Origin of the sequence: Azotobacter beijerinckii, assembly GCF_900110885.1 — a bacterium.
GTDB classification, from domain to species: domain Bacteria; phylum Pseudomonadota; class Gammaproteobacteria; order Pseudomonadales; family Pseudomonadaceae; genus Azotobacter; species Azotobacter beijerinckii.
Genome location: NZ_FOFJ01000002.1, coordinates 41,571 through 64,069 on the forward strand (window position 1 = coordinate 41,571; position 22,499 = coordinate 64,069).

Consider the following 22,499-nt stretch of genomic DNA (forward strand, 5'->3'; position numbering starts at 1 on the left):
ACCTGTACGGCGGTTTGGGCTATCCACGTTTATGACACAGTAAGACTACTGGGGCATCGGCCTGCCGATCGGCTATTGCCTCGGCCTGACCGACTGGCTCGGCGAACCCAGCGGTCCGCGCGGACTCTGGCAGGGCATGGTGATCGGCCTGAGCTGCGCGGCCCTCCTGCTCGGCGCACGCCTGACCCGCAGCGCGCGCCGGCGCATTCATGTTCCCGGTTCGAGTTGAACTTTTCTTCGCATCGTCCTGCATTGTGTCGCGAAAATTTTCCGGGAACGACGGAGTTGCCTTTGCCTCCGGTCGGTAAATGACCACTTATCGGTTAACGGCTTACCGGAGGAACACGGAAAAAGTCCCTGAACTAAACTCTGCCAGTTCCAACGAAATGTTCTGCCGTGATTTAGCGAAGTGACATTAAGCTGCCATTAATCGCCAAACAGGAGCAGCCACTGCAAGCCTTAACGCATAAATATAAATAAAGAATCCGCGAAGTACCCTGCCGATGGATGTCTGCACGGTGGATTGAATGCCGAGCCAGTGTTCCGGCGATGACCCTATTCGGAGAACCGAACGCAAGCCCGAAAGGACAGCGGGCAGATACCTGCGCGCCCCGGAATGGCTGCCCATTCGTCCTCGGGAGCCCGACGTGAAATCCCGGGGCGGTAGCGTGCCAAGAGACGACCGATCGGAAAGCCATACATACAAGCGTAAGCGCCAGTACCATATCCGCCAGGCCGCCTTCATAAAGTTTCAATATCCGGCGAACGGCAAGCTCACGCCAGATATTAACTGACAGCACCCGCAACCGCTTCCGCAGTTGCGCTCAATATATCTCTCCGGTCAAACTTCTGGATCGATAAAGTGCTCGAACGGATATTGATCGTCTGCATTGGGAATATATGCCGCAGCCCCTGTGCCCAGACGCTGATGAGAGAAGCGGCTTCACGCGGCAATAGGAACCTGAAGATCGATTCCGCCGGTCTGGCGGCCCAAGTCGGCCTGCCCATGGAACCCACCGCCCGCGCTGTGCTCCTCGAACACCGGCACCGGCCTCTCGAACACCGGGCCCGCCAGTTGGACATCGCCATGCTGCGACAGGCCGAGCTGGTGCTGGTCATGGAGCGCCGGCATGTCGACGGCATCTACCGGATCGCCCCCGAAGCGCGCGGCAAGATCTTCCTGCTCGGCAAGTGGCAGGACGAGCAGGAAATACGGGACCCGTTCCGCCGGGACCGGACGGCCTTCGAACAAGCCTATCGACAGATCCGCATAGCCGTCGAGGCATGGGCCATCCGCCTGAGCCATTGACTGCCGGACCGCCTCCTCCAGGGAAACAACCCCATGCAGCCCGTCTCCATCCCCTCCCCGCAAGATCACGACGATGCCGGCATCGACCTGCGTAAGCTGCTCGGCACCCTGCTCGACCACAAATGGCCGATCATCGGCGTGACCGTCTTGTTCTGCCTGGGCGGCGCCCTCTACGGCATGTTCGCCACGCCCATCTATCGCACCACCGCCCTGGTCCAGATCGAGAAGAAGAGCGGCACCGTCCCCGGACTGGAGATGGGAGGCGACTTCAACGCCCAGGCCTCCAGCGCCAGAACGGAAATCGAACTGCTGCGCTCGCGCAGCGTGATCGGCCAGGCGGTCGACAACCTGCACCTCGATGTCCAGGCCACCCCCCAGCGCTTTCCGCTGATCGGCGACTACCTCGTCCGTCGCCATCGTGGCCCAGGCCTGGCGGAGCCCTTTCTCGGCCTGGAGGAATACGCCTGGGGCGGCGAGAAGATCGACGTCTTCCGCTTCGACGTCGACCCACAGTGGGCGGGCAAGCGCCTGGTACTGACGGCCGCAGACAACGGCGCCTTCAGCCTGCAGGACGGCGAGGGCAAACAGCTACTCCGGGGCCGGGTCGGCGAAGCCCTCGATCAGCAGGGCATCCGCCTGCAGCTTCGTGAGCTGCAAGCGCGGCCGGGTACCCGCTTCACTCTGGCGAAGACGAACCGCCTGAGCACCATCCGCACCTACCGGGGCGCGCTGGAACTCACCGAACTGGGTCAGGACACCGGCCTGATCACCGTGGCCATGAGCCATCCCGACTCCCAGCATGCCAGCCGGGTGGTGGATGAAATCGGCCGCCTGTTCGTCCAGCAGAACGTCGAACGCATGTCCGCCGAGGCCGATGGCAGCCTGCAGTTCCTCCGCACCCAGCTGCCGGAGGTGCGCCGCGACCTGGAAAAGGCCGAAGACGCGCTGAACGACTACCGCAAGCGCCACGGCTCCGTCGACATCGGCATGGAAACCAGTACCGTGCTCAACCAGGCCGTGGGTCTGGAAACCCGCATCTCCGAGCTGAAGATGCAGCAGGCCGAGCTCGACCGCCGGTTTACCCGCGAGCATCCGACCTACAAGGCCCTGTTGATGCAGATCCAGGGCCTGACCCAGCGCAAGAACGAGATCGCCAGGCGGATGCAGGGCCTGCCGGAAACCCAGCAGGAACTCCTGCGGCTGTCGCGGGATGTCCAGGTCGGTACCGCGATCTACACCCAACTGCTGAACAGGGCCCAGGAACTCGACCTGGTCCGCGCCGGCACCGTCGGCAATGTGCGCATCGTCGACCAGGCGGTTCTCGAAGGCGGCCAGGTCGCCCCGAACAGAACCCTCATCATGCTGGTCGCCACGCTGGTCGGAGCGCTGCTGGCGATCGGCGTCGTGCTGCTGCGCAAGTTGCTCAACCCGAGTCTGGAGACCCCGGAGGACATCGAGCAGTTGGGCCTGCCGGTATACGCGGCAGTCCCCTTCAGCGAATGCCAGGCGCACTTCAAGCCTCGGCGCCGCCGGACGGCCGACAGTTCCGTCCAGGTCTCCCCGCTGCTCGCCCTTAGCCAGCCGCACGATCCGGCGGTGGAAGCCCTGCGCAGCCTGCGGACCAGCCTGCACTTCATCATGCTTGGCGCGCAGGACAACCGCCTGGCCATCTCCGGCCCCGGCCCGCAAGCGGGCAAGAGCTTCGTCTGTGCCAACCTGGCCGCCGTCGTCGCCCAGACCGGCAAGCGCGTGCTGCTGGTCGACGTGGACATGCGCAAGGGCCACCTGCACTCGCTGCTGGGCATGCAGGCGGACACGGGCCTGTCCGACCTCCTGGCCGGGCGCTGCGACTTCGCCGACGTGGTCCGCCCGACCCCGATCGAGGGCCTGTTCCTGCTGCCGCGGGGACAGATCCCACCGAATCCCTCCGAGCTGCTGATGCACCCCAACTTCACCGCCGTCCTCGAACAGGCCAGTGCGAGCTACGATCTGGTCATTCTCGACACCCCGCCCCTGCTGGCCGTCACCGATGCCACCATCGTCGGCCGGCAAGCGGCCACCACCCTGATCGTGGCCCGCTTCGGCCTGAGTTCCGCCCGTGAGATCGAGCTGACCGTCAGGCGCTTCGCGCAGAACGGCATCGAGATCAAGGGTGCCATCCTCAACGGCCTGGAAAAACGTGCCTCCGCCTACGGCTATGGCCACGCCGCCTACCACCACTACGAGTACAAGTCGGACAACGCCTGAGCACAGCCCTCCGCTCGAGCCGGCATCGGATGCCTTTCTCCCACCGCCGCCGCTACGGATACCGCTATGCACAACCTGGAAGACCTGAAACTCGCCATCATCGGGCTCGGCTACGTCGGCCTGCCGCTCGCGGTCGAATTCGGCAAGCGCCGACCGGTCGTCGGCTTCGACATCGACCGCGCGCGCATCGCCGCCCTCGAGGCCGGGCACGACCGGACCCTGGAGGTCGACGACAAGGAGCTGAAGGAGGCCGGCCAACTCCGCTACAGCGCCGACATCGCCAGCCTGGCCGAGTGCAATTTCTACATCGTCACCGTGCCGACGCCGATCGACGCCAACAAGAAGCCCGACCTGACACCCCTGATCCGCGCCTCGGAAACCATCGGCCAGGTCCTGAAGCCGGGCGACATCGTCGTCTACGAGTCCACCGTCTACCCCGGCGCCACCGAGGAAGGCTGCGTCCCCGTGCTGGAGCGGGTCTCCGGCCTGGCGTTCAACCGCGACTTCTTCGCCGGCTACAGCCCGGAGCGGATCAACCCCGGCGACAAGGAACACCGCATCACCGGCATCCGCAAGATCACCTCCGGCTCCACCCCCGAGGTGGCCGAGCTGGTCGACGCGCTGTACCGGGAAATCATCGCCGCCGGCACCCACAAGGCCGGCAGCATCCGGATCGCCGAAGCCGCCAAGGTCATCGAGAATACCCAGCGCGACCTCAACATCGCCCTGATCAACGAACTGGCGGTGATCTTCAACCGCATGGGCATCGACACCGAGGCGGTGCTCCAGGCGGCCGGCACCAAATGGAACTTCCTGCCGTTCCGGCCCGGCCTGGTCGGCGGCCACTGCATCGGCGTCGACCCCTACTACCTGACCCACAAGGCCGAGGCCATCGGCTATCACCCAGAGATCATCCTCGCCGGCCGGCGCCTGAACGACGGCATGGGCAGCTACGTGGTGTCCCAGCTGATCAAGGCCATGCTCAAGCGGCGCATCCAGATCGACGGCGCCCGCACCCTGGTCATGGGTCTGACCTTCAAGGAAAACTGCCCGGACCTGCGCAACACGCGCGTCGTCGACATCGTCCGGGAGCTGCGCCAGTACAACATCTCGGTCGACGTCTACGACCCCTGGGCCAGCACCGAGGAAGCCGAGCAGGAATACGCCATCACGCCGCTGGCCGAACCCCTGGTCAACGCCTACGACAGCATCATCCTCGCCGTCGCCCACAACGAATTCCGCATCATGGGCGCGGCGAACATCCGCCGACTCGGCAAACCCGACCACGTCCTCTACGACCTGAAGTACCTGTTCAAGCCCGACGAAGCGGACCTGCGCCTATGACACGCTACCAACGCCTGCTCCTCGACCTGCCACAAACGCCCGGCACCTGGCTGATCACCGGCGTCGCCGGCTTCATCGGCTCCAACCTGCTGGAAACCCTGCTCGAACTCGACCAGCGGGTGGTGGGCCTGGACAACTTCGCCACCGGCCAGCCGCGCAACCTGGAAGAAGTCCGCCGGCAGGTTTCTCCCGAACGGTGGGCCAGGTTCCAGTTCATCCGCGGCGACATCCGCCACCTGCACGACTGCCGCCAGGCTCTGATCTTCGTGCCGGTCGCAACGGGAGGCCCGCCTCGCCCGGTCGAGCACGTCCTCCACCAGGCGGCCCTCGGCTCGGTGCCGCGCTCGCTGGAAGACCCCATCGCCACCAACGCCAGCAATGTCGACGGCTTCCTCAACATGCTGGTGGCCGCCCGCGACGCCGGGGTCGAGAGCTTCACCTACGCGGCCAGCAGCTCCACCTACGGCGACCATCCCGGCCTGCCCAAGATCGAGGAGCAGATCGGCAAACCGCTCTCCCCCTACGCCGTGACCAAGTACATCAACGAGCTGTACGCCGACACCTTCGCCCGCAGCTACGGCCTGCACAGCATCGGCCTGCGCTACTTCAACGTCTTCGGCAGGCACCAGGACCCGGAAGGCGCCTATGCCGCGGTGATCCCGAAATGGACCGCGGCGATGCTCCGCGGCGAAGAGGTGTTCATCAATGGCGACGGCAGCACCAGCCGCGACTTCTGCTACGTCGACAACGTCGTGCAGGCCAACCTGCTCGCCGCCTGCGCCAGCGCCGAGGCGCGCAACCAGGTCTACAACGTCGCCGTCGGCGAGCGCACCAGCCTCGACCGGCTGTTCCAGACGCTCAGGCAGAACCTGGCGAAAAACGGCGTGCGCTACAACCAGGCCCCGCGCTACCGCGACTTCCGCTCCGGCGACGTGCACCACTCGCAGGCGGACATCGGCAAGGCGCAGCGCCTGCTGGGCTACGCCCCGCAATACGATTTCCAGGCCGGCCTCGCCCGGGCCATGTCCTGGTACATCGCCCAGAACCTGGCTCCGGCACCCACCTCATCCCGGCCACATACGCAACTTGCCGCGCGATGACGGATGGATGCCACCCACCCGCCACCGACCATCGGAGCGAGCCCTTGCCCATGCGCGATACCGCCCCCTCGCTGCGCCATATCCTCGAACGCCTCTATGCCCACCTGTCCAGGCGCCGGCGTCTCCAACTGCTGGGCCTGATCCTGCTCATGCTGGTCGGCATCCTGGCCGAACTGGCGACCTTCAGCGCCGTGCTTCCCTTCCTCGCGCTGCTGGCCGACCCGGAGAAGGCACAGAACTATCCGTTGCTGCAACAGTTGTTCAATCTGCTCGGCTGGCGCCACGAGAACATCCTGCTCCCCGCCAGCCTACTGTTCGGATCGATGGCGGTGGTCGCCGCACTCATCCGCATCACCCTGACCTGGGCCAGCAACAAGACCACCCACGGCATCGGTTACGACCTGGGCGTCGAGGTCTACCGGCGCACCCTGATGCAGCCCTACCGCTACCATGTGGCGCGCAATACCAGCCAGATCATCGCCGGCATGGGCAAGGTCCAGAGCGTGGTCGGCGGCCTGCTCATGCCGCTGATCAACGCCATGATCGCCAGCCTCATGGCGCTGGCCATATTTACCGCCCTGACCCTGATCGACCCGGCGGTCGCCCTCGCCGCCGGCCTGCTGTTCGGCCTGCAGTACCTGCTGGTCAGCCTGGGTACCCGGCGCAAGCTGCGAAAAAACAGCCGGAGCATCGCCCAGGCGCACAATGTCCGCCTGCAAGCCATCCAGGAAGGCCTCGGCGGCATTCGCGACATCCTGATCGACGGCTCCCAGGCGCTCTATGTCAAACGCTTTCGCAAGGTCGACGCCGACCTGCGCAAGGCGCAGGTGGCCAACGCCTTTCTCGGTGGAGCGCCCCGCTACCTGATCGAAGCCGTCGGCATGCTCTCCCTCGCCATGCTGGCCTACGGGCTCAGCCAGCGCGCGGGCGGTCTGGCCGCCGCCCTGCCGGTACTGGGTGCCCTGGCGATCGGCGCGCAACGCCTGCTGCCGCAGATGCAGCAGCTCTATCACTGCTGGGCGACCATCATGGGCAGCCGGGGCAACATCGAGGATGTGATGGACCTGCTCGCACAACCCATTCCGGCCGAGTACCTGAAACGGGAAGCGCCACGACCGATACCCTTCGCACGGAGCATCGAGCTGCGGGACATCTGCTTTCGCTATGCCCCCGAAGGTCCCGACGTGCTCCGGCATCTGAATCTGGAAATCGCCAAGGGCAGCCGCGTCGGCTTCGTCGGCAAGACCGGCAGCGGCAAGAGCACCAGCCTGGACCTGCTCATGGGCTTGCTGGAACCCACCGGCGGCCAGATCCTCATCGACGGCGTTGCCCTGACCCCGGCCAACCGGCGCGACTGGCAGGCCCACATCGCCCATGTGCCGCAGAGCATCTACCTGGCCGACACCTCGATCGCCGAAAACATCGCTTTCGGCGTCGAGCGGCGCGACCTGGACTGGAACCGCCTGCGCGAGGCGGCCCGCCAGGCGCATATCGCCGAGTTCGTCGAAGGCCTGGCGGAGCAATACGACACCCAGATCGGCGAGCGCGGCGTGCGCCTATCCGGCGGCCAGCGCCAGCGCATCGGCATCGCCCGCGCGCTCTACAAGCAGGCCGACGTGCTGATCTTCGACGAAGCCACCAGCGCCCTGGACCACGGCACCGAAAGCGCCGTGATGGAAGCCATCCGCAACCTGGGGCCGGAGCTGACCGTACTCATCATCGCCCACCGCACCTCGACGCTAAGCGGTTGCGACTGCATCTACGAACTTGCCGGTGGCCTCCTGCTGCGCACGGAAAACCACGAGCAGGTTCTTTGCCGCCGGCCGATCGGCAGCTCCTGACATTGCAAGGCTTTTGAGACTCATCCTGCCCTCGAGAAAATCACCCCGTGCGAGGCAAGTATCCCTATGAACTTCATCTCCTATGCCAACCTCGCCGAAGACATCAGAAAGAACATTCACAAGTTGCACGACAGGGAAATTGACCTGGTAGTCGGTATTCCCAGAAGCGGCATGATCCCCGCCTACATGATCTCCCTGTACTTGAATGTGAACTGCCTTGACCTTGCCTCGTTCTGCAGAAATGAAAAACCTGCCCATGGTCGAACGAGAAGAACCGCCAATATCCTGACCAATGCCTGGGATGCGAAGAAAATCCTGCTGGTGGACGACAGCATCATCTCGGGCATGTCCATGCGGTCAGCCGTCGAGCAACTGCCAGGCGCGTTCATGGGAAAACTCCTCAAAATGGCTGTTTACTCCGCCTCGGCAAAACCCGCAGAGATTGACATTTACTTTGAACACGTAGCGTGTCCGCGGATTTTCGAGTGGAATATTTATCACCACCGCATACTGTCTCACGCATGCATTGATATAGATGGCGTCCTGTGTGCCCCCCCAATAAAAGACCAGAATGAAGACGATGAAAAATACACGGACCTTCTGACAAACGCCAAGCCGCTGAACCTGCCGTCGTACAAGATCCACTCACTGATCAGCAGTCGACCGGAAAAATACAGAAAAGAAACCGAGGTCTGGCTAAGAGCGCACAACATCAAATACGAACACTTGATCATGCGGGATTTGCCAGACAGCAAATATTGCCATCCCCGAACGCACGCTATGCACAAGGCCGAGTACTACAGCACCTCCAGACTGGACTTGTTCCTGGAAAGCGATCCAGGCCAGGCGCTCGAAATAGCAAAAGCAACAGGCAAGCCAGTATTTTGCGCCACCAACCACAGACTCTATCAGTCCGGCGCATTGCAATCTATTTATACGACCCCTTCCCTCTGGGTCTTTCGAAACATATACAAAAAATTGACGCAATCACTGTCCCTGCCGGCCAGAAGACACTGAAAAACTCTTGACCATCTGAATGCGAATCGATCGATTCAGATCGCATAACTACAAGCTCCGCCCAAGATCAACATATAAAATACGTACGATAGAAAAATGCCAAGCATCAAAGGTTTGCTCAGGGAAGCTCTTCCTCTCAAGATTCTCGTCCTCCACAGAAAAGCCCAAAAATTTTTGGATCTGACCCTTCCCGAACCGATCTTCTATCAGCGGCGATATTTCATACTCCATGGAAAATTTTGCAACTTCAAAGAGCCGAGGTGCTTTTCCGAGAAAATCTTCCACAGGATGCGCTACCCATCCCCCATATTTTCCGTCCTGGCCGACAAGGTTCGCGTCCGCGACTACATAGAAAAAAACGTAGGCAGCCAATACCTGATCCCCAACTATCTTGTTTGCGAACGAGTAACGACGAAAACCCTCGAAACGCTTCCTGATAGCTTTGTAATGAAAGCCAACCATAGCTCCGGACAAATCAAGATCGTCACCGAAAAGCACAAAGAAGACTTTGCGGCATTGGCTAGAACAGCCAATGACTGGCTGAAGAAGGATTTCTCCAGACTGGCCCGGGAAAAACACTACGCCAGCATCCGCCCCAAAATAATCTTCGAAAAGGCCTTGCTCTCCAATGGCGAACCGCCAGACGACTACAAGTTCAATGTATTCAATGGTGCCCCCGGCACTTCACCCTATATTTTCATACAAGTCATGCAAGGTCGCTTCAAAAAAATAACGCAAAGCCTGTTTCTCGAAGACTGGTCCATTGCTCCCTTCAGTCGCGTTGAAAAAAAACCCAGCCAAGACCAGCGCCTGCTCACCCCTCCCCAAGAGCTGCCGGAAATGCTCAGCATCGCCAAACGACTTGCGGCTCCCTTTGGCTATCTGCGGGTTGACTTCTATTTGTACGATAGAAAAATATATATCGGCGAACTAACCATCACCCCAGGCGGAGGAGGTTATAGACTCAGCCCTCCCGAATGGGATCTGATATTGGGCCGAAAATTCGGCTGGCCCGAGAAACCGCCGCCAGCCTGAGCTGGTTGAGCCTCTAAAACTGCCGCAACCGAATATCCGCACAACCTTGGATATTCACTGTCTGATCCAGCAAAAAACAGAGCGATTCTTCGTGAAAATTTCAATTGCCATCGCCACCTACAATGGTGCTCGATACCTACCGGAACAACTGGACAGCTTTCTTCGGCAGAAAAAACCACCTCACGAAGTGGTAATATGTGACGACGACTCCAGCGATTCGACCATGGCGATTCTCCAGAGCTTTCAAAAAGACGCCCCGTTCGAGGTAAGAATCGAGCAAAACCCGATCCGACTCGGATACAAGAAAAACTTTGAAAAGGCAATTTCACTTTGCACGGGCGACATCATCTTTCTGAGCGACCAGGACGACTACTGGTTCGATACGAAAATCCTGGAAATGACCAGAGTACTCCTGGCCCAGCCGAATATTTTCGTTATCCATACAGACATGATCATCACCGACGAAAACCTTGTTCCCTCCCGACAGACACAGCTGGGCAATATCCTCGCCCTTGGCTCCACGGTCGAAACCTATGTCTCCGGATGTGCCACGGCTCTACGGAGGGAGTGGGTCTCGATCGTGCTCCCCATCCCCACGGAGGTCGCCGCCCATGACACCTGGATCCACAAACTAGCATTAGCCATGGATGTTCGAACTATTTGCCTACCGCCTCAACAGTATTATCGCCGCCATGACAAAAATGTATCCCAGTGGCGTGCCAGCAAACCCGAACAAATGAATGTTCTCGACTCCATCAGGGTCTATGGGCTAGCCGACAAAACCGGAGCCTGGCGCCGGGAACTCGATAGAACACGCTGGGCCAGAAAGCGCCTTCTGGAAAGAACGGAAAACCTGAAAGAGCTGGGACTGCTGTCACGACAAGAGACAGCCATACGGAAGCTGGATCGAAGAATAAGCGCACTGGAATCCAGAATCCATAACAACTCCCAAAATCGACTGAAACGCCTTCCAAAAATAATAAGGCTCTGGCTAAGCGGCGACTACAATAACTTCTCCGGCTGGAAGAGTGCTCTGAAAGACATTCTCCGCCAACAATCCAACTACTCGTAAGCAGAGCTCGTCTGGTAAGCACCCGACAAGAAGTCGGGTTTCAATCCTTGCCGAACCCGGTCACGGGCAACCTCAAAGGCTTGAGGGGCATGTGTAAATGGTATGTGCTCGCAAATGACAACCTGACTTTTGCTAGAGCATTACTTGCCGGAGTACCAGGCATGCGCCCGAATCCGCTGGTCAGCATTTATATTCCAACTCACAATCGGGTCGAGAGGCTCGAACGCGCCTTGCGGTCGGTACTGAACCAGACTTACGAGAACTACGAAATACTGATTTGCGACGATGGCTCCACGGACAGGACCTCTGCATGGGTCTCGGAACTGGCCGAAGACAATCCGAAGATCCGCTATTTCAGAAATCCGGCTCCACGCGGCGCCTGCAGCGCACGCAACCTGGGAATATTCGCCGCCCGTGGTGAGTTCATTACCGGACTGGATGACGACGACGAATTTCTCCCCGAACGGCTCGAGCGCCTGCTGCATGTCTGGGATGACAAATACGCCTTTGTCTGCAGCAATTTCTGGAGCAAGAGGCCCGGCCAGGAACCTCAACTCTATTATCCTCCGGAGGATTGTCTACTTACCCTCCAGCAGTTGCTTATCAAAAATGTGGCCTCCAATCAGGTACTGACCCAAACGAGTCGACTGCAAAGCATCGGCGGCTTCAAAGAGGACGTCAGGCGCCTGCAGGACTGGGATACCTGGCTGCGCCTTTGCAGCCGTTACGGTGGATACTTTTACCGGCAGCGAACACCACTTTATGTCCTGCATCACGACCATGAAATCGGTGCACTGCGAGTCTCCCGAAGCATCCCTCTGGACGTTGCTCTCGAAGAACTGCACGAAAGAAACAAGGATATGTACGATGAGAAATCCAGCTACATCCTGACATCTTATGCACGGCTGGTCAGACAGGAATTCTCTCTGAAGGACATGTGGAAAAACACGCTATACAAGAAAGACACCACGCCCCTGCGCGCCTATGTGCGACAGCATATGAACAAGTGTCAAAACAGAGTAAGACCCATTCTGCACCAGACATTGAAAAACCTTGGATTGAAGGTTGACTAGGCCCCCTCCATACGGATGCCGACCCAAGCTCGATGGGTAATCATGCTGGCGTGTAGCGCACCCAACCCATCGGCTCTCCTCGTCCAGCCTGCCCCGTGCGTCCGCATGCAAGAGATTATCCCCGGCAAGCGACCTGAACCGCCTGCAGCCGGGTCGTCGAATCCTGCGCCGCCTATAACGCCAGAAATTCCTCATCGACGGAGCAAGTCGACAGCAACTCCACAAGACACATCCGGACCGGCAAGGCAATATCGCTGAGCGACAATATACCACTCAAGAACCCATCGACATGGATCAGACCAGCGCAGCCACACGCAAGAGAATAGCCATATATACGGCCATAACGGCAGGCTATGACAATCTGGAAGAGCTGACCTACAAGTCTACAGAAGGAAACATCGACTACCTGGCGTTCACCGACTGCGATATCCACTCCAAGTTCTGGAAAATAATTCCTCTCGACGAAAAGTACGCGCACCTGGACAGCGTCAGAAAATCGAGAAAACCCAAAATCGTCGGACATCCCGTCCTCGAAAACTACGACTATACCATATGGATCGATGGCAACATTGACATAATAGGCGATGTGAACGAACTGATTGGACTGCTTGACGAACATGATCTGGTTACCTTCAAGCACCCATCCAGAAACTGCGTCTATGAAGAAGCCATGGCCTGCCTGTCACGCAAGAAGGACTCTATCGAGGTAATCAAGGAACACGTCGAGTTCCTGAAAAGGCAGGGCTACCCGGAAAAAAATGGACTGAATGAATGCAATGTCCTGCTCAGAAAGAAAACCGTAGCACTGGAACAGGCCATGAACGCCTGGTGGGAAATAGTGCTCAATCGAAGCAGACGAGACCAGCTTTCCTTCAACTATATAGCACTCAAGTACAACCTCAAATTTACCGTCATGGGCGACGACAACGCACACGGAAAAAGCAAATATTTTTCCTTGCGAGAAAAGCATCTACGCCACCCACCAGCCGAGCACTATTCCTGCCACTACCGCTACTCAACTTATCTGATGACATTTTATATGCGAAAGGCATACAGAAAGATAATCAGAAACCTGACCGGCCTGACCTATATCAGGCCTGATGGCGCACAATCGAAATAAGTGGATATCACAACTAATCACGGGACTTTCAAGCACGCCATGAAAATTTCCATTGCCATGGCCACCTACAATGGATCGCGCTATCTGCCGGAGCAGCTGGACAGTTTCCTCCGCCAGACCCGGCAGCCCGATGAACTGGTGGTCTGCGACGACTGTTCCCAGGACGGGACCCTCGCCATCCTGACGGACTTTCAGAAGCAGGCTCCGTTTCCTGTGCTCATTTATCGGAACGAAAAGAACCTGGGCTTCATAAAAAACTTCGAGCGGGCGCTCTCGCTGTGCACCGGCGAAATAATCTTCCTGAGCGATCAGGATGATGTCTGGCTGGAAAACAAGCTGCAAATCATAGAAAAAACCTTTCTTGCCCACCCCGAAAAAATGATCGTCACCAACGATCAGAGAATTGCCAGTCAAGACCTGCAATCCTCCACCGGCACCACCCTGGAAAACATCCGCGCACTCGGCCTTGAAAAATCCTACCTGAAAGCCGGCTGCTGCACGGCGCTCAGAAAATCCTGGCTCGAAGTCGTGCTGCCCATTCCGGTCGAGATCGGAACGCACGATGCCTGGATCAATCGCATCGGCGATTTCTGCAAGCTCCGGCTGATCGTGGAGCAACCGCTGCAGATCTACCGAAGACATGAAGAAAACACCTCGCACAGCCTCACCAGCAGCGCCGGAAAGCTCTCCCGGCTGAGCAAGCTCACCCACTACGGCATCCGGGATGCCAGCGGCGGCTGGAAGCACCAGATAATCGCCACGAACCTGTACATAAGCAGGCTCAAGAAAAGGGCTCGCCAATTGAGGGCCCTGGGCGCCGGCGAGCTCGTCGAGCAAACGATCGCCGCCCTGCAAGGCAAGCTCCCGGCACTCGAAAAACGCCTCGAGATCGCCTCGCGCCCGCGCTGGCGCCGCCCTCCGGAACTGCTGCGTTTCTGGCTGTCGGGCGGCTACCGGAATTTCGCCGGCTGGAAAAGCGCCCTCAAGGACATGGTCCGGCCATGACGCTCGCCACCCAACGCCCGTCGGTCCTCCACCTGCTTACCTCGCTGGACTTCGGCGGCGTCGAAAAACGCATGGAAATCCTCGCCGAACAGCCTGTGGGTGACATGCGGCACCTGTTCTGCGCCATCGGCGGCGGCGGCGCTGCGGAGCGGCGCCTGAAAGCCCTGGGAGCCCCGGTCCAGTGCCTGCAGCAGCCGGTGAGGATTCCCAGCCCGGCCGCCATCCTCGCCCTGTTCCGGCTGTTCCGGCAGCTGCGCCCGACGGTGGTGCACAGCCATGGCGCCGAGGCCAATTTCCACGGTCTGATCGCCGCCCGGCTGGCCGGCGTGCCGGTGCGGGTCGGCGAGGAGATCGGCATCCCGGCGCACAGCAGGCGGGCTCGCCGGGTGTTCCGCCAGCTCTACCGCTGCGCCCACTGCGTCGTCGGCATCTCCGATGCGGTGACCGGCTGGCTGGTCGAGAGCGGCGAGGTGCCGCCGGCCAAGGCGGTGCGGGTCTACAACCCGGTCAAGCTGCCGGTCGAACGCAGCGGGCAGGCCGCGACGCCGGGAGCGCTGCGGGTCGGCTTCGTCGGCCGCCTGGAAGCCGTCAAGAACCCCCTGGCGCTGGTCGAGGCCGCCGACCTGCTGCTGGCCCGCGGCATTCCCGTGGAACTCTGGCTGATCGGCGAAGGGCGCGAGCGCGCACGCCTCGAAGCCGCCATCCGCGCGCAGGAACTGGACGAGTGCGTACACCTGCCGGGCTACCAGCCGCATCCCGACGAGTACGTGCGCCAGTGCCATGTCTACGTCCAGCCCTCGCGCTCCGAAGGCTTCGGCCTGGCGCTGGTCGAGGCCATGGGCTGCGGCGTTCCGGTCATCGCCACCGCGGTGGGCGGCGCGCCGGAGATCGTCGAACCCGGCGTCACCGGCTGGCTGCTGCCGGAAGCGACACCAGGCGCCCTCGCCAGCGTTCTCGAAGAAGCCTGGCGGCTCGGCCCGGAGCAACTGAGGGCCATGGGCCTGCGGGCCCGGAGCGCGGTCGCGGGGCGCTTCGAGCCCGCCGAGTACAAGAGCCGGCTGGAAGCGCTGTACCGGCAATTCGCCCCTCGCAAGGCCAACGGCAAACATGGACAAGATACGGATTCTGCACTGTCTTGAGACGGTCGGCTCCGGCGGCGTCGAACAGCGTCGCCTGACCCTGGCCCGCCAGCTGGACAGCGCGCGCTACGAGCAGTCGCTGGTCTGCACCAAGGCCGTGGGCGCCCTGCCGGCGCGCTTCGCCGAGGCGGGCTGCCCGCTGCATGCCGTCGGGGTGTTCCGCGGCGTGCTGGACCGCGAGCCCTACCGGCAGGCCCTGCGCGTGGTGCGCGAGTTCCGCCCGCACATCATCCACGGCGCGGTGTTCGAGGGTGTCTCCCTGGCCACCATCCTCGGCCGGCTCGCCCGGGTGCCGGTGATCATCGGCGAGGAAACTTCCGACCCGGTCAACCGCCGCTGGCGCGGTCACCTGCTGCTGCGCCTGCTCGGCGCCCTGAGCCACCAGATGGTGGCGGTATCCCCCGCCGTCGAGCAGTACCTGCTCGGGCGCCTGCATCTCCCGCGCAGCAAGGTCACCCTGATCAACAACGGCGTGGCCGAGATGGCGCCGCCCGACGAGAACCAGATCCGCGCGCTGCGCGAGCAGTTCGAGCTGGCGCCGGAACACTTCGTGATCGGCACCGTCGGCCGCCTGCTCGATCGCCACAAGCGCGTCAGCGACCTGATCCGCGCGCTGGCCGTGCTGCTGCCGGCGTGCCCCGAGGCGCGCCTGCTGGTGGTCGGCAAGGGACCGGACGAAGGCGCGCTGCGCGAACTGGCCGAGACGCTCGGGGTCGCCGCCCAGGTGCGTTTCGCCGGCTACCAGGCCGATCCGCAGCCCTGCTACGCGCTCATGGACGTCTTCGCCCTGGCCTCGGCCATGGAGGCCTTCGGCCTGGTGCTGGTCGAGGCGATGCAGGCCGGACTGCCGGTGGTGGCGACCCGGGTCGGCGGCATCCCCGGCGTGGTCGACGAGGGCGCAAGCGGCCTGCTGGTCTCACCTGGCCAGCCGCAGGCGCTCGCCGAGGCCATCCTCGAGCTGCGGCGCGACCCCGCCCGGCGCCAGAGCATGGGACGGGCCGGCCAGGCCCTGGCCACAACCAATTTCGGCGCGGAACGCTACGTCCGCGACGTCGACCACCTCTACCGGCGGCTCGCCGCGCAGCGCATCGGCCCATGAACATCCTCTTCGTCACCTGGGACGGCCCGCAGGTCACCTACCTGGAAAGCCTGTTCCTGCCGATCTTCCAGCGCCTGGCCGGCATGGGGCTGCACGTCCATATCCTGCAGTTCACCTGGGGCGACGAGCCGCTCATCGAGCAGCGCCGCCAGGCCTGCCGACAGGCCGGGCTGGCCTACCGGGCGCAGCGGATCTGGCGCCGGCCCCGCGCCCTCGGCGGCCTGCTGACCGCGCTCGAGGGCGCCCGGCTGATCCGCCGGGCGATCGGCGAGCAGCGCATCGACGCGGTGATGCCGCGCAGCACGCTGCCGGCCCTGGCCACCCTGCTGGCGCTGCGCGGCCGCGCCGTGCCGATGGTCTTCGATGCCGACGGCCTGCCGCTGGACGAGCGGGTCGAGTTCGCCGGCCAGTCGCCGTCCGGCCTGATCCAGCGCCTGCTGCGCGACGTCGAGGCCCAGGCGGTGCGCCAGGCCGACCGCGTGCTGACCCGCTCGCAGCAGGCAGTGGAGATCCTCCTGGCGCGGGCCGGCGCCGGCATCTCGCCCGGCAAGTTCCAGGTGGTCGGCAACGGCCGCGACACCGAACGCTTCAGCCCGGGGGACGCAGTCTCGCGCCGGCGGGTGCGCGAACAGCTGGGGCTGGCCGCCGAGGCGCCGCTGCTGGTCTACGCCGGCTCGCTCGGCCCGCAGTACTGCCTGGAGGAAATGTTCCGCCTGTTCGAGCAAGTCCGGCAGATCCGCAGCGATGCCCGCCTGCTCGTCCTGAGCGGTTCGCCGGAAGCCCTGAAACCCCTGCTGGAGCGCTTCGCCGCGCTGGCACCGGCAGTGTCCACCCTGAGCCTGCCGGGACATGCGGTGCCCGGCTACCTGGCCTGTGCCGACCTGGGCCTGGCGCTGCGCCGGAGCAGCTTTTCCATGCGCGCCGTAGCGCCGATCAAGCTCGGCGAGTACCTGCTCTGCGGACTGCCAGTGCTGGCCAGCCCCGGCATCGGCGACACCGACGCCATCGTCGCCAGCGCCGGACGGCTGCTGGCCGGGCTGGACGACGCCGAGCTGGCGCGGGCGGCCCGCTGGTTCTGCGACGAGGTCCTGCCGCAGCGCGAGGGCTTGCGTGAGCACTGCCGAAACACGGGCCTGCGCCACTTTTCCCTGGAAGCCTGCGCCAATGCCTATGCGGCGGCCCTGCTGCCCCTGCGGACGCCCGTGCAGGAGCCGCTGCCCGACGGCCATCCCTGCGGAGAACCGAGATGAAGATCCTCCTGCTCACCCGCTACCCGCGCAGCGGCGCCAGCAGCCGGCTGCGCACCCTGCAGTACCTGCCCCACCTCGAGGCCGCCGGACACGAAGTCCGGGTGCAGAGCCTGTTCGACGAGGCCTACCTGGAAAGCCTCTACCAGAGCGGCCGGCGTTCGCCGCTGCGGACCGCGGCGCTCTACCTGCGCCGCCTGGCGGCGCTCGCCAAGGCCGGCGAGCACAACCTGCTGTGGATCGAGAAGGAGCTCTTCCCCTACCTGCCCGCCTGGATCGAATCCCGGCTCGGCACCCCCTGGGTGGTCGACTACGACGATGCGCTGTTCCACAACTACGACTTGGCGCAGAACCCCCTGGTGCGCCGGCTGCTGGGCGGCAAGATCGATGCGGTCATGCGCAGCGCCAGCGGCGTGATCGTCGGCAACCGCTACCTGGCCGAGCGCGCCCGCGCTGCCGGCGCGGCCCGGGTGGCGATCATTCCCAGCGTGGTGGACCACAACCGCTACCGGCCACGGCTCGTGGCGCCGACCGCGCACCCGGTGATCGGCTGGATCGGCTCGCCGTCCACCCAGAAATACCTGCTGGACATCCGCGAGCCCCTGCAGCAGGCCTGTCGCCGGCATGGCGCACGCCTGCTGCTGGTGGGCGCCACGCCGGAGATCCTGCCCGGCCTACCCGGCCTCGAGGTACAAGTCGAGCCCTGGAGCGAGGACCGCGAGGCGGCGCTGATCCGCCAGATGGACGTCGGCATCATGCCCCTGCGCGACGGCCCCTGGGAGCACGGCAAATGCGGCTACAAGCTGATCCAGTACATGGCCTGCGGCGTGCCGCTGGTGGCCTCGCCGACCGGCGCCAACCGGGAAATCGTCGAAGACAGCGGAGCCGGCCTGCTTGCCGACTCCGGCGATGACTGGAGCGACGCCCTGTCCCGGCTGCTGACCTCGGCGTCCGAACGGGAGCGGATGGGCCGAGCCGGGCGCCAGGCCGTGGAAAACCGCTACTCCCTCCAGCGCCAGCTGCCGGTGCTGCTGGAAACCCTCGCCGCGGCGCTCCCCGCCGCCGGCAAGGCCCTCGCCCATTAACCCCGAGAGGGATGCCCATGGCACTGGTTTCTTCCGCCTGGCACGTCGCCATAGCCCTCCTGGTGTTTCTCGCCGGCGCGCTCCTCGTCACCTGGGCCGGTCGCCATTTCGGGACCGGCTCCCGCCGCAGCCTGGCCCTTTACGCCTGGCACACGCTGTTCTGCCTGGTCTATTTCTGGTATGTCCTGGAATATGGGGGCGATGCCATCGGCTACTACCGCACGGCCAGCGGTGGCGCGCGCGCCTTCGATGTCGGCACCTACGGCGTCGTCTACCTGACCCGCCTGCTGATCGAGGGTCTTGGCGTTTCCCTGCTCGGCGCCTTCCTGGTCTACAACCTCTTCGGCAGCCTCGGCCTGCTGGCCTTCGACGCCAGCCTGCGCATCGTCACCCGGGACAAGTCGCGCACGCTCCGCCGGCTGGCCACCCTGATCGTGTTCCTGCCCTCGGTGAGCTTCTGGTCGTCGGGCATCGGCAAGGATGCCCTGTCCTTCCTCGCCACCGGTCTGGCCCTGTGGGCGGCACTGGACCTGCAGCGGCGCATCCCCCTGATCGGCATCGCCGTCGCCGTCATGCTGCTGGTCCGCCCGCACATGGCCGCCATGCTGGTCATGGGGGTGAGCCTGGCCCTGCTGCTGCATCCCGGGACCTCCCTGGCCAGACGGGTGCTGCTGGGCAGCGTCGCGCTCGCCGGGGCGGCGGCCCTGGTGCCCTTCGGGCTGGAGTACGCCGGGGTGAGCAGCCCCGACACCGAAGCGTTGATGAGCTATGTGGAGGGCCGCCAAGGCTACAACATGCAGGGCAGCGGCGCGGTGGACATCTCCTCGATGAGCCTGCCCATGCAGCTGTTCACCTACCTGTTCCGCCCGCTGCCGTTCGAGGCGCACAGCCTCTTCGCCCTGGCCGCCTCCGTCGACAACGTGATCCTGCTCTACCTGTTCGTCATGGGCGGGCGCGCCATGCTGCGCCATCCCGGCCGGCGCTACCAGGAAAACCGCCTCTTTCTCTGGAGCTATGCCCTGATCGCCTGGCTGATGCTGGCCATGACCACGGCCAACCTGGGAATCTCCCTGCGCCAGAAGTGGATGTTCGCGCCCATGCTGATCCTCCTGCTCCTCTCCGCGCTCGGCACGCCGCGCCCGCAGCCGCTGCGCCCGGTGGGCCCGCCGCCGACGCCGGTCATGCAGATCTACCAGCGCTACGGCATCCGTCCCGGCCAGCAGAGGCGCAAGCCATGATCTTCCTGCTCGTCGCCGGCTTCGCCGACTCGCTCTTGGCCTTTCGCGGCCCGCTGCTGGAAGCCTTACTCGCCCGCGGTCTGGAGGTGCACGTGGCGGCGCCGCAGCTGGCGCCCGGCTGTCCCCTGCGCCTTCGCCTGGAGGCGCGCGGCCTGCGCGTGCACGACCTGCCGCTGCGGCGCACCGGCATGAACCCGCTGCAGGACTGCGCCACCCTGCTGCACCTGTGGCGGCTCAAGCGGCGCATCCGCCCGACCCATGTCCTCGGCTACACCGCCAAGCCGGTGATCTACGGCTCGCTGGCCGCCGCGCTGGCCGGGGTGCCGCAGCGCTTTGCGCTGATCACCGGGCTGGGCTACGCCTTCACCGGCGAGGATGGGGAGCACGGCGCCCGCGGCCTGCTGCACGCCCTGCTGCCGCGCCTCTACGCCCTGGCGCTGCGGCGGACCCACAAGGTGTTCTTCCAGAACCCCGACGACCAGGCGCTGTTCCGCGTCCAGGGCATCCTCGGTCCGGCGACCCCCTCCTGCGTGGTCAACGGCTCCGGCGTGGACCTGGCCGAATACCCCGTCGCCCCCGTGCCGGCGCAGCCGCACTTCCTGCTGATCGCCCGGCTGCTGGGCGACAAGGGCGTGCGCGAATACGCCGCGGCGGCGCGCCAGGTGAAGAACCGTTGTCCCTCGGCGCTCTTCACGCTGGCTGGCTGGATCGACAACAACCCCGACGCCATCGGCCAGGAAGAACTCGATGGCTGGGTGGCCGACGGCACGCTGCGCTATCTCGGCCGTCTGGACGACGTGCGCCCGGCGATCGCTGCCTGCAGCGTGTACGTCCTGCCCTCCTACCGAGAAGGCACGCCACGCACCGTGCTGGAAGCCATGGCCATGGGCCGCGCGGTGATCACCACCGACGCCCCCGGCTGCCGCGAGACGGTGGTGGACGGCGACAACGGCTTTCGCGTGCCGGTGAAAGCGGTGGACGAGCTGGCCCGCGCCATGCAGCGCTTCATCGAGGAGCCGGCGCTGGCCGCGAGCATGGGCGCCCGCTCGCGCCGGCTGGCCGAGGCGAAATACGACGTGCAGCGGGTCAATGCCCTGCTGCTGCGGGAGATGGGGCTGTGATGCTCAAGCGCCTGTTCGACCTCCTCGCCGCCGCCCTCGGCCTGCTGCTGCTCGCCCCGCTGCTGCTGGCACTGGCCTGGCTGGTCCGCCGGCGGATCGGCGCTCCGGTGCTGTTCCGCCAGCTGCGTCCCGGCCTGCACGGCCGGCCGTTCGCGCTGCTCAAGTTCCGCAGCATGCGCGAGGCGCTGGACGAGCGCGGCCGGCCGCTGCCCGACGCCGAGCGCCTGACGCCGTTCGGCCGCTTCCTGCGCGCCACCAGCCTGGACGAGCTGCCGGAACTGTGGAACGTGCTGCGCGGCGACATGAGCCTGGTCGGCCCGCGCCCGCTGCTGATCGAGTACCTGCCGCTCTATACCCCGGAACAGGCCCGCCGCCACGCGGTCCGCCCCGGTATCACCGGCTGGGCCCAGGTCAACGGCCGCAACGCCCTGAGCTGGGAGGAGAAGTTCCGCCTGGATGTCTGGTACGTGGACCACCGCTCGCTGCGTCTCGACCTGCACATCCTCCTGCTGACCCTGAAGCGGGTACTGGCCCGCGAAGGCATCAACGCCGAGGGCGAGGCGACCATGGCACGGTTCACCGGGAGCAAATCATGAAAAGACTGGCCATTCTCGGCGCCAGCGGCCACGGCAAGGTGGTGGCGGACGCCGCCGAGCGCTGCGGCTGGCGCTCGCTGGTGTTCTTCGACGACGCCTGGCCGAAGCGCCAGCACAACGGCCCCTGGGTGGTGATCGGCAACGGCGCGATGCTGTTCGACGCCCTGGCCGGCTTCGACGGGGTGCTGGTGGCGATCGGCGACAACCGTATCCGCCAGGACCGGCTGCGCCGCCTGCGCGACGCCGGGGCGCCGCTGGTCACGCTGATCCACCCGGCGGCCATCGTCAGCGCCCATGCGCGGCTCGGCGCCGGCTCGGTGGTCTTCGCCGGCGCGGTGCTCAACGTCGACGCCCAGGTCGGGCTGGGCGCCATCCTCAACACCGGCTGCAGCGTCGATCACGACTGCCAGCTGGGCGAGGCGGTGCACGTCAGCCCCGGCGCGCACCTGGCCGGCGGCGTGCAGGTCGGCGATTTGAGTTGGATCGGCATCGGCGCCAGCGTGCGCCAGTCGCTGCGCCTCGGCCGGAGGGTGATGGTCGGCGCCGGCGCGGCGGTGGTGGCCGACGTGGCGGACGGCGCCACGGTGGTCGGCGTGCCGGCGCGGCCGCTCTGAGCCGATCAGGACGGCGGCGCCGGGGCAATCACATGCCACTGCGGGGGGTTGAAAGTGGACGGGAAAGATTGTGTGGGCGTTGGCATGGCTGCTTGCCGAGTGGCCGGAAACGCCCAGTTTCGGCCCCCCCCCGGCCGAGTCACTTTCTCTTTGCTCGCGCGAAAGAGAAAGTAACCAAAGAGAAAGCGCGCCCGGTC

General features: G+C 63.9%; 19 protein-coding genes and 1 pseudogene. All 20 read left to right on the forward strand.

The genetic code is table 11. The features are described 5' to 3' along the window. Positions 1–46: 46 nt before the first annotated feature. Positions 47–229 (forward strand): annotated as a pseudogene (locus tag BMY22_RS01155) (MATE family efflux transporter); the annotation flags it as partial. 633 nt (positions 230–862) lie between these two features. Next, complete coding sequence (locus tag BMY22_RS01160; protein ID WP_090618917.1) at positions 863–1,309, forward strand: low molecular weight protein-tyrosine-phosphatase; 447 nt, start codon at positions 863–865, stop codon at positions 1,307–1,309. Positions 1,310–1,342: 33 nt separating this feature from the next. Then, positions 1,343–3,556 (forward strand): polysaccharide biosynthesis tyrosine autokinase, encoded by a 2,214-nt coding sequence (locus BMY22_RS01165; RefSeq protein WP_090618918.1) that lies wholly within the window; start codon positions 1,343–1,345, stop codon positions 3,554–3,556. A gap of 66 nt (positions 3,557–3,622) precedes the next feature. After that, entirely contained in the window at positions 3,623–4,900 is a 1,278-nt protein-coding gene (gene tviB, locus BMY22_RS01170; protein WP_090618920.1) for a Vi polysaccharide biosynthesis UDP-N-acetylglucosamine C-6 dehydrogenase TviB, read from the forward strand. Then, positions 4,897–6,000, forward strand: a complete 1,104-nt coding sequence (locus BMY22_RS01175; protein WP_090618921.1) for an NAD-dependent epimerase/dehydratase family protein — start codon at positions 4,897–4,899, stop codon at positions 5,998–6,000. The genes tviB and BMY22_RS01175 overlap by 4 nt, the downstream gene beginning before the upstream one ends. A 50-nt stretch (positions 6,001–6,050) precedes the next feature. Further along, positions 6,051–7,841 carry an ABC transporter ATP-binding protein gene (locus tag BMY22_RS01180; RefSeq protein ID WP_090618923.1) on the forward strand — a complete coding sequence of 597 codons (1,791 nt, stop codon included), beginning with the start codon at positions 6,051–6,053 and terminating at the stop codon, positions 7,839–7,841. Positions 7,842–7,907: 66 nt separating this feature from the next. Further along, positions 7,908–8,858, forward strand: a complete 951-nt coding sequence (locus BMY22_RS01185; RefSeq protein ID WP_090618924.1) for a phosphoribosyltransferase family protein — start codon at positions 7,908–7,910, stop codon at positions 8,856–8,858. 96 nt (positions 8,859–8,954) lie between these two features. Next, positions 8,955–9,893 carry an ATP-grasp fold amidoligase family protein gene (locus BMY22_RS01190; protein ID WP_090618926.1) on the forward strand — a complete coding sequence of 313 codons (939 nt, stop codon included), beginning with the start codon at positions 8,955–8,957 and terminating at the stop codon, positions 9,891–9,893. Positions 9,894–9,984: 91 nt separating this feature from the next. Beyond that, positions 9,985–10,965 (forward strand): glycosyltransferase, encoded by a 981-nt coding sequence (locus tag BMY22_RS01195; RefSeq protein WP_167363679.1) that lies wholly within the window; start codon positions 9,985–9,987, stop codon positions 10,963–10,965. A gap of 161 nt (positions 10,966–11,126) precedes the next feature. Further along, the gene (locus tag BMY22_RS01200) at positions 11,127–12,038 is read left to right on the forward strand and encodes a glycosyltransferase family 2 protein (protein WP_090618929.1); all 912 of its coding nucleotides are present in this window, start codon (positions 11,127–11,129) and stop codon (positions 12,036–12,038) included. A gap of 289 nt (positions 12,039–12,327) precedes the next feature. Beyond that, the gene (locus tag BMY22_RS01205; protein WP_090618930.1) at positions 12,328–13,158 is read left to right on the forward strand and encodes a glycosyltransferase domain-containing protein; all 831 of its coding nucleotides are present in this window, start codon (positions 12,328–12,330) and stop codon (positions 13,156–13,158) included. A gap of 39 nt (positions 13,159–13,197) precedes the next feature. Then, the gene (locus BMY22_RS01210) at positions 13,198–14,163 is read left to right on the forward strand and encodes a glycosyltransferase family 2 protein (RefSeq protein ID WP_090618932.1); all 966 of its coding nucleotides are present in this window, start codon (positions 13,198–13,200) and stop codon (positions 14,161–14,163) included. Then, positions 14,160–15,302, forward strand: a complete 1,143-nt coding sequence (locus BMY22_RS01215; protein ID WP_090618933.1) for a glycosyltransferase — start codon at positions 14,160–14,162, stop codon at positions 15,300–15,302. Before BMY22_RS01210 ends, BMY22_RS01215 begins: the two co-directional genes overlap by 4 nt. Further along, on the forward strand, positions 15,271–16,401 hold the full coding sequence (locus BMY22_RS01220) for a glycosyltransferase (RefSeq protein WP_244158761.1): 1,131 nt from the start codon (positions 15,271–15,273) through the stop codon (positions 16,399–16,401). The genes BMY22_RS01215 and BMY22_RS01220 overlap by 32 nt, the downstream gene beginning before the upstream one ends. Beyond that, positions 16,398–17,651 carry a glycosyltransferase family 4 protein gene (locus BMY22_RS01225; protein WP_090618935.1) on the forward strand — a complete coding sequence of 418 codons (1,254 nt, stop codon included), beginning with the start codon at positions 16,398–16,400 and terminating at the stop codon, positions 17,649–17,651. The genes BMY22_RS01220 and BMY22_RS01225 overlap by 4 nt, the downstream gene beginning before the upstream one ends. Beyond that, positions 17,648–18,733, forward strand: a complete 1,086-nt coding sequence (locus BMY22_RS01230) for a glycosyltransferase family 4 protein (protein WP_090618936.1) — start codon at positions 17,648–17,650, stop codon at positions 18,731–18,733. The genes BMY22_RS01225 and BMY22_RS01230 overlap by 4 nt, the downstream gene beginning before the upstream one ends. Positions 18,734–18,750: 17 nt before the next feature. Continuing rightward, entirely contained in the window at positions 18,751–19,971 is a 1,221-nt protein-coding gene (locus tag BMY22_RS01235; protein WP_090618938.1) for a hypothetical protein, read from the forward strand. Beyond that, positions 19,968–21,092: a glycosyltransferase family 4 protein gene (locus BMY22_RS01240; protein WP_090618939.1), complete on the forward strand. Its 1,125-nt coding sequence runs from the start codon at positions 19,968–19,970 to the stop codon at positions 21,090–21,092. The genes BMY22_RS01235 and BMY22_RS01240 overlap by 4 nt, the downstream gene beginning before the upstream one ends. Next, positions 21,092–21,688 carry a sugar transferase gene (locus BMY22_RS01245; RefSeq protein ID WP_090618941.1) on the forward strand — a complete coding sequence of 199 codons (597 nt, stop codon included), beginning with the start codon at positions 21,092–21,094 and terminating at the stop codon, positions 21,686–21,688. The genes BMY22_RS01240 and BMY22_RS01245 overlap by 1 nt, the downstream gene beginning before the upstream one ends. Then, the gene (locus BMY22_RS01250) at positions 21,685–22,302 is read left to right on the forward strand and encodes an acetyltransferase (RefSeq protein ID WP_090618942.1); all 618 of its coding nucleotides are present in this window, start codon (positions 21,685–21,687) and stop codon (positions 22,300–22,302) included. Before BMY22_RS01245 ends, BMY22_RS01250 begins: the two co-directional genes overlap by 4 nt. Positions 22,303–22,499 lie beyond the last annotated feature (197 nt).

Coding starts and splice junctions, on each gene's coding strand:
- BMY22_RS01165 (WP_090618918.1), top strand. CDS start 1,343: ATGCAGCCCGTCTCCATCCCCTCCCCGCAAGATCACGACGATGCCGGC.
- tviB (WP_090618920.1), top strand. CDS start 3,623: ATGCACAACCTGGAAGACCTGAAACTCGCCATCATCGGGCTCGGCTAC.
- BMY22_RS01175 (WP_090618921.1), top strand. CDS start 4,897: ATGACACGCTACCAACGCCTGCTCCTCGACCTGCCACAAACGCCCGGC.
- BMY22_RS01180 (WP_090618923.1), top strand. CDS start 6,051: ATGCGCGATACCGCCCCCTCGCTGCGCCATATCCTCGAACGCCTCTAT.
- BMY22_RS01185 (WP_090618924.1), top strand. CDS start 7,908: ATGAACTTCATCTCCTATGCCAACCTCGCCGAAGACATCAGAAAGAAC.
- BMY22_RS01190 (WP_090618926.1), top strand. CDS start 8,955: ATGCCAAGCATCAAAGGTTTGCTCAGGGAAGCTCTTCCTCTCAAGATT.
- BMY22_RS01200 (WP_090618929.1), top strand. CDS start 11,127: ATGCGCCCGAATCCGCTGGTCAGCATTTATATTCCAACTCACAATCGG.
- BMY22_RS01205 (WP_090618930.1), top strand. CDS start 12,328: ATGGATCAGACCAGCGCAGCCACACGCAAGAGAATAGCCATATATACG.
- BMY22_RS01210 (WP_090618932.1), top strand. CDS start 13,198: ATGAAAATTTCCATTGCCATGGCCACCTACAATGGATCGCGCTATCTG.
- BMY22_RS01215 (WP_090618933.1), top strand. CDS start 14,160: ATGACGCTCGCCACCCAACGCCCGTCGGTCCTCCACCTGCTTACCTCG.
- BMY22_RS01220 (WP_244158761.1), top strand. CDS start 15,271: ATGGACAAGATACGGATTCTGCACTGTCTTGAGACGGTCGGCTCCGGC.
- BMY22_RS01225 (WP_090618935.1), top strand. CDS start 16,398: ATGAACATCCTCTTCGTCACCTGGGACGGCCCGCAGGTCACCTACCTG.
- BMY22_RS01230 (WP_090618936.1), top strand. CDS start 17,648: ATGAAGATCCTCCTGCTCACCCGCTACCCGCGCAGCGGCGCCAGCAGC.
- BMY22_RS01235 (WP_090618938.1), top strand. CDS start 18,751: ATGGCACTGGTTTCTTCCGCCTGGCACGTCGCCATAGCCCTCCTGGTG.
- BMY22_RS01240 (WP_090618939.1), top strand. CDS start 19,968: ATGATCTTCCTGCTCGTCGCCGGCTTCGCCGACTCGCTCTTGGCCTTT.
- BMY22_RS01245 (WP_090618941.1), top strand. CDS start 21,092: ATGCTCAAGCGCCTGTTCGACCTCCTCGCCGCCGCCCTCGGCCTGCTG.
- BMY22_RS01250 (WP_090618942.1), top strand. CDS start 21,685: ATGAAAAGACTGGCCATTCTCGGCGCCAGCGGCCACGGCAAGGTGGTG.